Source organism: Metabacillus endolithicus (genome assembly GCF_023078335.1).
In the GTDB taxonomy this organism is placed as follows: Bacteria; Bacillota; Bacilli; order Bacillales; family Bacillaceae; genus Metabacillus; species Metabacillus endolithicus.
In genome coordinates this window covers 3,094,934-3,108,089 of sequence record NZ_CP095550.1, presented here as the reverse complement: position 1 = coordinate 3,108,089, position 13,156 = coordinate 3,094,934, and the positions used below count along the sequence as shown (strand labels likewise).

Below are 13,156 nucleotides of genomic sequence, written 5' to 3'. Positions count from 1 at the left end.
ATAGTATCAACGAATTATAAAGTTGGTTTTAAGATAATGTATATTTTTGTAAATAGATTATTTAGTTTATGTAAATATTACCAAGTGCGCACAAAAACCAATAGAAAAAACCTTCTTATTTAGTAAGAAGGTTTTGCAATAACTCCTGTTTCACTTTGACCTTGCATATCAAAGTAAAATCCTCGTTCTTCAAGCAATTGTTTATGTGTTCCTTTTTCAATAATTTTCCCATCTTTTAAAACGATAATTTGATCAGCCATTTTGATTGTGTTTAATCGATGGGCAATGACAAAAGTTGTTCTTCCCTTCATCAATCTTGATAACGCTTCTTGAATTCGTAGTTCTGTAATCGTATCAATACTGCTCGTCGCCTCATCTAGAATTAAAATTTTCGGGTCTGCAAGCATTGCTCTAGCAATAGCCAATAGTTGTTTCTGACCATGACTAATTCCATTTCCGTCATGTTGAATGAGAGAATGATATTGCTCTGGTAGCTTACTAATAAATGAATCTGCATTGGCAAGCTTTGCTGCTTCGATAACTTCCTCATCAGATGCATTCATTCTTCCATACCTAATGTTATCTAAAATTGTCCCTTTAAAAGAAAGGTATCCTGCAGCACGAAGGCCATTTGACTTCTTAAGCTGTCCTGGCTTATTCTGTTTATATTTTTTCCATCAATGTAAATCTCACCTTGGTCAGCATCATAAAATCGGGATATTAAATTAATAACAGTTGTCTTCCCGGCACCTGTTGGCCCTACTAGAGCAACGGTGTCTCCAGGAAGTGCAAGGAAATTCATATCCTCTAGTGTTTGCTTATCATCTCCTTGTTCGTACGAAAAGCAAACATCTTTAAAGCGGACCTCTCCATTTAAATCGGTAACAGTCATTGAAGAGCTTGAATCCTTTTCTTTTTCCTCATCAAGAATATCAAACACTCTTTCAGCACCCGCTATTGCTGATAATAACGTATTAAATTGGTTTGCTAAGTCATTTAAAGGTCGCGTGAACTGTCTTGCATATTCCGCAAAAATAACAATCGTACCTATTGTAATCATTCCATTTAGAGCAAACAGCCCCCAATGCCTGCAATGATAGCAAAGCTAAGGTTATTCAGCATATTCATAACCTTAGGAATAAAGCCTGAAATCGTTTGTGCCCAAAATCCCGAATTTCGCAAATTATTACTTTTATCAATAAAGCTTTCAATTACCTTTTGCTCTTGCGAATAAGCTTTAATCATTTTCTGCCCTGATATTACTTCCTCAATATACCCATTGAGTTCACCTAAACGTTGTTGTTGCTGTTTAAAAAGACTCCCAGTACGTCTAGTAATCCACTTCATACCGATAACCATAAGTGGAATAATGATTAAAGTAATAAGCGTTAATAAGGGACTTAACCATAACATAACTGTTACTGTTCCAATTAAGGTCAATAGACTTGAAAAGATTTGTATAACTGAACTATTTAAGGTTGAGCTTACATTTTCAATATCATTTGTCACTCGACTCATTAGCTCCCCATGCTGCCGTTTATCAAAAAATGAAATAGGTAGGAAATGGAGATGGTTAAACAAATCTGATCTCATTTTATTTACTGTATATTGTGATATCCCAATCATCCAGTAGTTTTGCAAAAATAATGATATAGAATGGAATATAAAAACAATTACCAAATACCCCATAACCACGAAAGCCAAACCATCAGTTGCTAATGTAACAATATGTTCATCAATTGTTCTTCCAATTAAATATGGCCCTAACAACCCTAAGGATGAGCTTAAAATAACCATAATCAGAACAAGGAAAAACTGACCCTTTTTTTCGGATAAATACCTCCAAATCCTAAAGACAGTTTGCAGTCCCTCTTCAAACCCGACTTTTCGCTTTTTCGTTTGTGGATTGTGGTTGTCCAGGGACATTCTTTCATACTTAAATGGGCTAGTTAGATGCTTTAACATCGGGCACCTCCTCCATCATTTGCGAACGATAAATTTTTTGATAGAGAGGGGATGTTTCTAATAACTCATGATGATGTCCATAAGCTACTATCTTCCCTTCATCCAACAACAGGGTATAATCAGCCTCTTGTGCTGTACTAATTTTTTGGGTAATAAGTAAAGTTGTGCAGGTATAGTTCTTTAAAGCATTCAGTAATTTCTTTTCTGTTTTCACATCAAGGGCACTCGTACTGTCATCTAACAAAAGGATTTTGGGTCTTCGGACAAAAGCTCTTGCGACAGATAATCTTTGCTTTTGTCCACCTGAAAGATTGACCCCTTTCTGCCCTATTTTTGTTTCATACTGATTGGGCAGCTTGATAATTGTTTCGTGAATTTGTGCCGCTTTTGCTGCTTCAATGATCTCTTCGTATGAAGCATGCTCTTTCCCCCACGCAATATTGTCCTTTACTGACCCAGAAAATAACACAGCTTCCTGAGGAACTAAGCCTATTTGATTCCGCAAACACTCAATATTCATGCTTCTAACTGGAACATCATCGATTAAGATCTTCCCAGAGTCAACTTCATATAATCTTGGAATTAACTGAAAAAGAGATGACTTCCCAGACCCAGTGCCACCCATTACCGCCACCGTGTCACCCGCTTTCACATGAAAAGAAATATCTTTTAATACTCTTTCACTAGTTCCAGGATAAACAAATGAAACATTATTAAAATAGATACTTCCGTCTTGAAGTAATACCTGTTTCCCCACAGACTTTTCTTCCGCTTCATCTATTTCTAAAACTTCCATCACACGTGAAGCTGAAGCACGAGAGCGCGAAAGAAACATAACAATAAAGGAAAACATCGATAATGCTGCTGTTGTTCTAAGTCCATAGTTGACAATTGCAACCACTTCACCTACCTGAACATTTCCACTTGCAACCTGTACTTGACCATTCCACAAAATGTAGATAATCCCTATGTTCATAATAAGAAGCAGGATCGGCATTGCCATTTCAATCATTCGCAATGCTTTTGTTGTTGAATTCCTTAATGAATCAGTGGCTTTTGTAAAACGTTCAATTTCGTGACCTCTACGAACATAAGCCTTTATTAACCTCATCCCCATTAGATTTTCTCTTAAAACATCATTCACAGCATCTAATTTAGCTTGAACCTTTTTGAATAAACCACTACCTTTTCTCATAATCCAAATAAGCAGAATGATAACAAATGGAATCACAAACGCAAAGACTGTTGCTAAAGCAGCGTTAACAAAAAAGGACATAATAACTGAGCCAATAATAAGAAGCGGGGCTCTTAACATGATTCTAAGTCCCATAAACAGGGTATTTTGTAGCTGTGTAATATCATTAGTCATTCTCGTAATAAGAGATGATGCCGGAAACTTACTTAGCTTCTCAAAAGTAAAGGATTGAACCTTTCCAAATAATTGTTTTCTTATATCAAAACCAAAGCCTTGACTAACGTGTGCAGCATAGAAAGAATTAATAATACCTGAAGCAAACGCGAGGAAAGACAAGGCCAACATCACGGCGCCCCAAAATGTAACAACCGAATAGTCCTCTTTAAGTATTCCATCATCAATAATTTTTGCCATCAATAAAGGTTGTAACAACTCCACTGTTAACTCAGCTAACATTAATAGCAATGCAACGACCATCGGTATTTTGTATGGATGTAGAAACGCTCTTAATTTTAACATGCTATAAAGGGCCTCCAGACAATAGTAAGAGAGAAAATAAAGTAACTTACCTTAACTATATAGTCTACAAATAAACACTTTGGATACCGACCACTAGGGTTCGTATCATTTTATGTTTCTCCACTACTATTTATTAGAATAATAATCAATATTGTTAAGTATCTTTAAATGCACTTGCGATAACTTGACCTTGAATTTAGATTACATGAAAAGCAATGATATGACGACTGTAGATACTTTACATACTTGAAATCCCATTCTTTCAAGATGCACTCATAATATTCAATAAAATAACCATAATAAGTAACAACATTTTACATTGTGAGGTATGCGATGAGTCCGAGCCTAATGGATATTATGGAAACTCAAGTAAAATTATCAAAAATTCGTTGGGATTATTGGCGAGATGATATTATTTTTAGCTATCAATGGTGGTTCCTTATTATTACTTTTGTTATTTTATTTATTGTATGGATTCGTTTATTAGACAAAAGAAGACTGTTGACGATTCTTTTATTTGGATTTATTACACTAAATATCGTAACCTTTTTGGACACTCTTGGAGGAGAGCTGCAAATTTGGGAATATCCTAAAATGATTCTGCCTTGGGGCCCAAGAATCTTATGTATTGATCTAATGATTTCCATTTATTTTATGTTACTTTATCAATTTTTCACAAAATGGAGATCATACATTTTCGCCTCCATCATCCTATCTGCTATCTTCTCATTTATTTTTGAACCGATAGCTATTTTATTAGGAATTTATATACAGTTAAGTTGGTCTCATTTTTACTCATTTCCTATTTATATCCTTTTAGCGATCAGCATTAAATGGATTGTTGAGAAGTTAATTAAGATAAATAACCTTACAAAAGGCTGACTCTTTTTTTCGAATCAGCCTTTAACTATTGGTATTTTTATCTTTATATTTATTGTATTTTCAATATATTGAAAAGATAATCGCCCATTATAGGACTTTACTAAATTAGAGATGATAAAGGTACCTAACCCTTGATGATCTTTCCCCTTTGAAGTTGTACCGAACTTTTCAAACATATAATCTATTTCGCTTTTATCAGTGAATATGGCATTGTTTATGATTTCAAGAATATAAATGCCGCCATGACTTTCTGTTTTTAAAGTAAGGGCGGAATGGTGATAAATATCGTGATAACTCTGTGAAGCCTCAACGGCATTCTCTAGGAGATTTGCGATCAATTGAACCTGATGAATCGGCTTCAAAGGCAGTGATGAGACTGGTACATTAAAGTTATATTCAATATCTGTCCCTGTTTGTTCAGCTGATTTTTTATATTTTAATAGAATGGAAGAGATATGAGAATCCTCTCCTTTTATTGCCTGGTTGACTGTATTATATTCACCAAGCAATGTGCGAAAGTATTCCTTTGCTTTATGATTCGCTTCATGTTCTATAAGAAATTCTAAAGCACTAACATGCTTTAGAAAATCATGTCGTTGTGATCTTACTGTTAAAAAATGTCCGTTCATCTCTTCCAACTTTTTAGACAACTGTTGAACCTCATGTTGTTCTTTTACTTCAATCGGCAGCTTTCTTAACCTAACGACTTCGCAAACAAACATCCCGATTAAAGAAATAATTTGAGAACTTTCCTGTTTTGTTGTTACGATAACTGCTAGAAATATTACTTGAAGCACTATAAAGAAACTAGTCCTTTTAAAAGTTAAAGTTGATAAAGATAAAGAAAGCATGTTTATTTCTTTACGATGTAACATGATAACTGCAACATGAATCCCCACCAAAAGCATCACCACTAGTTGATGTTGATCTATGAATAGCTTAAAATATGCCATTAAATACATACTGCATATGAAGACGATATATAAAATAGAATTCACCAGATTACCCCTAGTTATAAAATTGATCTTGAAGCTTATCGAGACTTGATTTTGTAATAATAGCTGTATTCTTTGTTTTTTGGAAATGAACAGTATAGGAGTTTTTTGTATATAACGAGAAGTTTTTTACATAATGAATGTTAATAATAAACCCCCTATGAGAACGAACAAAATGTGAACCCGCCAGCTCTTCCTCCAACTCATTTAATGTTTGATAGGTAGAAAAATCTCCTTCATATGTATAAATGGTTGTCGATCTTCCCGTCCTTTCAATATAAATAATTCCTTTCTTATCAATAAAAAAGATGTCAGATTTATTTTTTAGGACCAGCTTTGTTTTATCAGCTATCTCTTTTTTCTTTTGTAATCGATTAATTCCTCTAAGCAATCTTTCTTTTGAAAATGGTTTCATAATATAATCCAAAACATCTAATTCAAAAGCATGAACTGCATATCCACTATGACCGGTTACAAATATCACCTTTATATCCATTGCGTAGCTGTGTATAAAATCGGCTAATTCATATCCTGATAACTCCGGCATTTCAATGTCAGTAATAAGTAAATCAATATCCGCACTTTTAATTAATTTGTAGGCTTCCTCTGAGTTATTCGTCGCAAAGACAATTTCAATATTAGCTTCTTTCGAAAGCGTGATCTGCAATTTCTCTAAGTCATATTTTTGGTCATCAACTAAACCAACTTTTATCATATTTGCACTCTTCCATAGAATTTTTTACCAATATTCTATCATGTTCATGAAGGAAATTGGCATTTTCACGACAAAAAAAGGAAGTTTCACGACAGAATGGATGTTTTTAATATGCTGAACTCTTATGATTGTAATAGATTAAGGGAATCAAGGAGGAAAAAGGATGATCAAGATAAATCATGTTTCAAGATCCTTTAAAGATAAAAAGAAAACCATTCAGGCAGTAAATAATGTTACGTGTGAAATTCGTAAAGGAGATGTAGTTGGGTTACTTGGGGAAAATGGCGCAGGAAAAACCACTCTCCTTAGGATGATATCAACGATGTTAGAGCCAACAGAGGGTAGCATTATGATTGACGGAATTGATATTCATAAAGAACCTATGAAAATTAAAGGGCGGATTGGTGTTCTATTCGGAAGTGAGACTGGTCTTTATGATCGTTTATCAAGCCGTGAAAACCTTGCCTATTTCGCAAAGTTGCACGGGTTAAGTAAAAATGAAACCGAAAATCGAATTCATCAGCTTGCTGTTCGATTTGGCATGAAGGAATATATGGATCGAAAGGTTGGAGGCTTTTCAAAAGGCATGCGTCAAAAAGTAACGATAGCTAGGACCCTTATCCACAACCCGGAGATCATTTTATTAGACGAACCTACAACAGGATTAGATATTACCTCTGCAAATATGTTTCGAGAGCTCATTCATCAGCTTAGACGTGAGGGGAAAACAATTATTTTCTCTAGTCACATTATGGAAGAGGTAAAACAGCTTTGCCAATCTATTATTATGATTCATAAAGGAGAAATGATTTATAACGGATCTACCGAGGACCTATACAAGCAAGAAGAAAGTGATGATTTAAACTATATCTTTATGTCTCGGATTATTAGGGGGAATGAATAATGACTTGGCATGTTTTTATAAAAGAACTGAAAGATTCTATAAGAGATCGTAAAACCATTATGCTCAGCGTCATGTTACCTATATTATTTAACATTGGATTATTGTTTTTTATGGAAAAGATCATTATGGATGATTCTGTTGAACAAGTAAACGTTGCAGTGGAGCAGAATACAGATAAACTCGTTCTGAATTGGCTGGAGGAATTAGACGAAATCGAAATCGTGTCTACAGATGATCCTGTTCACTTAGTAGAAGAGGGCGAAGCATTAGTTGCAGTTTCTGCCGATGAAAATTTCAGTCTGAAGTTAGAAAACAATGAAATGCCTGAAGTAATTGTTCAAGCTGATCCAACTAGCACAAAAGGGGGAAGCACCCAGGATTTAATTGCAAATACGCTAGCATTAAAACAACAAGAGTATATTCAGCAATACCTAGTTGAGAGTAATATTGATCCAACTTCTTTAGAGCCTTTTAAAATCAACATCAAAAGCATGAGTGAAGGAGATGATACGTCACTGTATTTAATCTCAATCTTTGCTCAACTCATTATCGTATTAGCCGTTTTAATGGGAGGACTACCAGCAGCAAACGATTTATTTGCAGGAGAAAAAGAACGGAAAACAATGGAAGCTTTACTAATGACTCCCGTTAATCGTCTTCATATTATCATTGGTAAATGGCTAGCCATAAGCACATTAAGTATGGTGAGTGGAATTTTCTCTGTTATTACCTTCATTATTGGGGTAAATGTTTTTACAGAAAAACTTGCTGATGCATTACAATTGGATGAAAATATAGGATTTTTTACAATCAGCTTATTAGTTGGTATTATCTTCTTTGCATTATTAATCTCAAGTTTACAAATGCTCATCAGCTTAATGGCAAACAACTTAAAAGAAGCACAAAATTATATCTCACCGATTACAACTCTGGCGATGGTTCCATACTTCATCTTAATTGGTGTCTCAGCTAATGAATTATCAACCATGCATTTTCTTATTCCATTTCTCAATATCTACGCATTAATTAAACAGTTAATCTACGGTATTTATGATACAACAAGCTTATTATTAGTAGCTGGAAGCTCAGCAGCATTCATTTGTTTAACATTCTTTATAGCATATGCCATGTTCATGAAAAGCAAATGGGTGCTTGGTAAGTCATAAACCACCTTTTTATTGGGTACTTCAAAAATTTGAAGTGCCCTTTTATTTTTCCCTTGAATTTTTTCCAAGTGATGACAATAATATGACTATTAGAGTCTTTTCGTACTTCGAAACAATTTATGTAAGGGAGAAAAAATCATGTCTACTGCTTCGATTCCCAAAAAGCCTGCTTCTTATGAAAGAGATACAGGAACTGTTTATAACATTTTATTTATCATTGGTCTTTGCCATCTTCTAAACGATAGTATTCAATCGGTTATTCCGGCAATGTTCCCCATTTTGGAGAAATCGATGGGGCTTTACATTTACTCAACTAGGTCTTATTGCTTTTTCATTGAATATGGTATCGTCTGTTATGCAGCCAGTTGTAGGATTTTATACAGATAAACGCCCAATGCCCTATGCATTACCAATTGGACTGACAAGTAGTATGCTCGGCGTACTTGGATTAGCTTTTGCTCCTTCGTTTATCACAATCCTTCTATCTGTTATTTTTATAGGTCTCGGTTCAGCTATCTTTCATCCTGAAGGTTCGAGGGTTGCATATATGGCAGCCGGAAATCGCAGAGGATTGGCTCAATCTATCTACCAGGTTGGTGGAAATAGCGGTCAGGCACTTGCACCAGTTATTACAGCATTAATTCTAGTTCCATTAGGTCAGTTTGGCGCTATTTGGTTTACAGTTGTTGCTGCTCTAGCCGTATGCTTTCTAATCTATATTGCAAAATGGTATTCTGCTAAGCTATCAATTATGAACGCTGAAAGAAAAGCAAAGCAACAAGTAGAAAATAAAAGTAAATCATTATCAAAGGCAATTCGTAATGCTCTCATTATCATTATTTTCATCATTTTTGCTCGTTCTTGGTATGGAAGTGCTATCTCTAACTTCTACGCCTTTTACGCCATTGAAAAATACGACTTAACGATCGCTACCTCACAGCTATACATTTTTACTTTCCTTGTGATGGGTGCAGTTGGAACATTTCTTGGTGGTCCACTAGCAGACCGTTTCGGTAAACGTAATGTGATTCTTGTTTCTTTACTAGCTACAGTGCCGTTTACATTATTGCTACCTTTTGTTGGCCCTACTGCTTCTTTGATCCTGCTTGGTTGTATCGGAATTATCCTGATGTCAAGCTTCTCAGTTACCGTCGTGTATGCTCAAGAACTTGTTCCTGGAAAAATTGGAACAATGTCAGGTTTAACTGTCGGGTTAGCATTTGGTATGGGAGCAATTGGATCAGTTGCTTTAGGAGCAATTATTGATACTTTAGGATTAACAACAACAATGATTGGAGTGGCTTTACTACCTGTATTAGGTATTTTAGCTTTCTTGCTCCCCTCAGATCGTAAATTACAAGAGTGGCAGCAACAATAATTAATACTTCAAGACTACATAAAGAAGAACATCCCGAATGTTCTTCTTTTTTGTTCTCTATTAAAGGACATGTTTCATGTTCTTTTTTTGGTGAAGACCACTTCCCTCTTTTTCTTTTGCCGCTTTGGTCTTCATCCCCCTTATGAAGACCATTTCCCTCTTTTTCCTTTGCTGCTTTGGTCTTCATCCCCCTTATGAAGACCATTTCCCTCTTTTTCCTTTGCCGTTTTGGTCTTCATCCCCCTTATGAAGACCATTTCCCTCTTTTTCCTTTGCCGTTTTGGTCTTCATCCTCTTTATGAAGAACATTTCCCTCTTTTTCCTTTGCCGTTTTGGTCTTCATCCTCTTTATGAAGACCACTTCCCTCTTTTTCCTTTGCCGCTTTGGTCTTCATCCCCTCCACATAGTCATTTACAACTTAAAAATTAGGATAATACTAGATTGAGTGGCAGTAATTACCTAAACTTTTAATCTAATTGTAACCTACGAAATCTTTTTCTATGTTATAACTAGATAGATGAGAAAGGGGTTGCTATATGCGAGCTTTTAAGCAAACTATTGCCACAATTGGTATCCTTTTATTATCCTTACCTATTTCTTACGTGGCAAACGCAGAATCAACAAAGGCATCTTTAGATCGTGCCAATGAACAGCTAGAGCAGAGTCAACAAACCATTCTTCAAAAAGAAAAAGAGCAACAAGCGATAAATGAAGAAGTTAAAGACATTCAAGGAAATGTACAAGCCTTAGAAAATCAGATTTCTACTAACGAGAAAAGTTTAGCTGAAGTAGAAGCAAAAATATCAGAAACTCAGAAAATAATTGCACAGAAAAAAGAGGAAATAGTCCTTTTACTTGATAAAGTATATGCTCGTGAAGGAATTATGGAAAAGCGTTTAGTCGCTCTTCAACATAGTGACCGCACGACAGTTGTGATTGAAACCCTCATTAATTCAGAAAGCATTGGTAATTTCTTTGAACGTGTTGGCGCAGTTGCCACTTTACTAGATGCAGATCAAAAAATAATAGATCAACAAGAAGCTGATTTAAAGCAGATTGAAGAAGATAAAAAAGAAATTGATCGTCAACAACAACTTCTTCACACACAACAAAGTGATCTTGAAGCGAAGAAAGCTGAACTAGAAGAAAACCGTGTAAAAAGAAACGAAGCATTAGCTGTTATGCAGGAAAAATATCAAAAGCTTTCAGCAGAAATTAATCTCGCTGAAAAAGAAAAATCAACAATACAATCACAAATTACCTCTATTTCAGATAAGTTAGAAAAGGAGCAAGCCGCTGCTAAAGCAAGAGCTATTGAATTAGCAAAGGCGAAAAAAGCACAAGAAGAAGCACAAGCTCAGCAAACTGTTGCTCCACCAACAAATAACAAAGACACTTCTACTGTTTCCGGAAAAGAAATGTATGTTTCAGCAACAGCTTATAGTCATGAGGATACTAAAAACGATGTTACTTATTTAGGATATAACATAAAGAAGAATCCAAACATGAAATTAATTGCAGTAGACCCAGGTGTTATCCCACTTGGTTCAAAAGTGTGGGTTGAGGGATATGGTGTTGCAATCGCTGGTGACACAGGTGGTGCGATTATTGGTCATAAAATTGATGTTCTCATGCCATCAAGTGCAAAAGCATTGCAATGGGGCCGAAAGACAGTAAAAATTGTTATTCTTGACTAAGAATTATAACAATTAACGAAGAGATAGATAAACCAGATGCTTTCTGGCTTATCTATCTCTTTGTGCATTTCTCAGTTGAAAAAAATGTTAAAAAATTTTATTATTAATATTAGGAACAGGGAGAGATGCCCAGTTCTATTTTAAAATGAACCGATATCAACTTAATATAGGTTACGCCTTTTAGTTAATAGCTAAAATTTAAAGCCAAAGTAAGATGTAGTGAAAACACACTACTCTTATTTTGGCTTTTTCTTTTTTATAGCCAGTTTAAACATTTCATTAGGTAACACCAAAATGAGTTCCCCATCTACTAGACAAACGATAGTAAAAAAATGAAAAAAATAAGGATGTGAAGGTCTTTGTTAACATCATCAAGTAGTATTGGTCAGGTGTTATTCAACCTGCTGATCGTGCTATCACCAATCTATTTTTATCAATTGATTTTTTCCCATTCTACTAAAAAAAGAACTGATCTTTTTGCAGGCTTAGTTTTTGGTTTTGCGTCCATTTTAAGTATGTATTTCCCTATACTTTCAGGTGAATTAAACGGCGGCTTCCTATGGGATTTACGTTGGGTTCCGTTTGTTATTTGTGCACTCTACATGGGGAAAGTATCCACCATTATCTGTGGATTGTTATTAGTAGGATATCGTTTTACATTAGGCGGTTTTCTTGCATCAGTTAATGTATTAGTTGTTGCACTTATACTTTATCTACTTATTATTTTGATCAAGAAAAAATATCATGAATTACGTAAAGTTAGCAAAATTCTTATTACACTCTTTACTTCAATTCTAACTTTTTTTGTAGTTATTTCTGCCATTTTATTACACTTTCTATACTTAAATCAGTTGGAGTTTTTATATCAACTAGGAAGTCATCTTTACTTACAAATGGGTGCTTCCTATGTAATTGGTATAATGATCTACGCTTATTTTACAGAAAGTGTACGATCTAACCTTAAGCTATCAGAACAAATTCATGACGCTGAAAAGCTTAATATTGTAAGTGAGCTTGCAGCCTCAATTGCCCATGAAGTACGTAATCCATTAACAGTGGTAAGAGGATTTATTCAACTAACAAAAGTGAAAGTTGATAAAGAACTCCATCATTATATGGACACCGCTATTGATGAACTAGATCGGGCTGAGTCAATCATTTCGGATTATTTGAATTTTGCAAAACCACAACAAGACATGAAAACTGAGGAAATAAGGGTTGGTAAGTCACTAAAAGAAATTATTCTCCTTATGCAATCCTATGCTAATATAAAAGGAATTAAACTCGAACACCATATAGAAAAAGATTTATACACTAAGGTAGATCCGTTTAAATTTAAACAAGCGATCTTAAATTTGGTAAAGAATGCAATTGAAGCAACAGATAGTGGAAGTGTGAAGATTACTGTGACCTTTTGTGAAAAAAGCCAGGTAATCTCCATTCAAGTAATAGATACCGGCTTAGGAATGACAGTAGAGCAACTCCAAGGAATCGGTAAGCCATATCACACAACAAAAGAAAATGGAACAGGTTTAGGATTAATGGTGACGATCCGATTGATTGAGGCTATGGGTGGAACGTTAAAATTTGAAAGTGAACCTGGTAAGGGGACTATAGTTAACATCAAATTTATAGGAGTTAGGAAAAGTTTTAAAGAACAAAATGCTTCTAAGAAGCCGTATACTGCTTAATGAAATGAAATAAAGCATAAAAAAGTTCACATAAATCTTGTGAACTTT

The 13,156-nt window shown here is 34.8% G+C and carries 8 protein-coding genes and 2 pseudogenes; 6 read left to right on the top strand and 4 right to left on the bottom strand.

What is annotated here, in order from left to right:
- Nucleotides 1-119: 119 nt before the first annotated feature.
- Nucleotides 120-1,965, bottom strand: a pseudogene (locus MVE64_RS27420) (ABC transporter ATP-binding protein).
- Nucleotides 1,946-3,679, bottom strand: a complete 1,734-nt coding sequence (locus tag MVE64_RS15860) for an ABC transporter ATP-binding protein (protein ID WP_247339462.1) — start codon at nt 3,677-3,679, stop codon at nt 1,946-1,948. Before MVE64_RS15860 ends, MVE64_RS27420 begins: the two are co-directional and overlap by 20 nt.
- Nucleotides 3,680-4,012: 333 nt before the next feature.
- On the opposite strand from MVE64_RS15860, the gene MVE64_RS15855 reads away from it, so the two are divergent.
- Nucleotides 4,013-4,561, top strand: a complete 549-nt coding sequence (locus MVE64_RS15855) for a CBO0543 family protein (RefSeq protein WP_247339461.1) — start codon at nt 4,013-4,015, stop codon at nt 4,559-4,561.
- 14 nt (nt 4,562-4,575) lie between these two features.
- Here the strand turns inward: MVE64_RS15855 and MVE64_RS15850 are convergent, their stop codons facing one another.
- Together MVE64_RS15850 and MVE64_RS15845 are read right to left on the bottom strand one after the other, a co-directional pair.
- The gene (locus tag MVE64_RS15850) at nt 4,576-5,559 is read right to left on the bottom strand and encodes a sensor histidine kinase (RefSeq protein ID WP_247339460.1); all 984 of its coding nucleotides are present in this window, start codon (nt 5,557-5,559) and stop codon (nt 4,576-4,578) included.
- Nucleotides 5,560-5,569: 10 nt separating this feature from the next.
- Nucleotides 5,570-6,271 carry a LytR/AlgR family response regulator transcription factor gene (locus tag MVE64_RS15845; RefSeq protein ID WP_247339459.1) on the bottom strand — a complete coding sequence of 234 codons (702 nt, stop codon included), beginning with the start codon at nt 6,269-6,271 and terminating at the stop codon, nt 5,570-5,572.
- Between the two features lie 163 nt (nt 6,272-6,434).
- Here MVE64_RS15845 and MVE64_RS15840 point away from each other — a divergent pair, with 163 nt between their 5' ends.
- From MVE64_RS15840 to MVE64_RS15820, 5 genes and pseudogenes are all read left to right on the top strand, one after another.
- Nucleotides 6,435-7,175: an ATP-binding cassette domain-containing protein gene (locus tag MVE64_RS15840; protein ID WP_247339458.1), complete on the top strand. Its 741-nt coding sequence runs from the start codon at nt 6,435-6,437 to the stop codon at nt 7,173-7,175.
- Nucleotides 7,175-8,341 carry an ABC transporter permease gene (locus MVE64_RS15835; protein WP_247339457.1) on the top strand — a complete coding sequence of 389 codons (1,167 nt, stop codon included), beginning with the start codon at nt 7,175-7,177 and terminating at the stop codon, nt 8,339-8,341. The genes MVE64_RS15840 and MVE64_RS15835 overlap by 1 nt, the downstream gene beginning before the upstream one ends.
- Before the next feature lie 138 nt (nt 8,342-8,479).
- Nucleotides 8,480-9,719 (top strand): annotated as a pseudogene (locus tag MVE64_RS15830) (MFS transporter).
- A gap of 537 nt (nt 9,720-10,256) precedes the next feature.
- A complete protein-coding gene (locus MVE64_RS15825) occupies nt 10,257-11,417 on the top strand; it encodes a 3D domain-containing protein (RefSeq protein ID WP_247339455.1) in 1,161 nt (386 codons plus the stop codon).
- Nucleotides 11,418-11,776: 359 nt separating this feature from the next.
- Nucleotides 11,777-13,108 (top strand): sensor histidine kinase, encoded by a 1,332-nt coding sequence (locus MVE64_RS15820; RefSeq protein WP_247339453.1) that lies wholly within the window; start codon nt 11,777-11,779, stop codon nt 13,106-13,108.
- Nucleotides 13,109-13,156 lie beyond the last annotated feature (48 nt).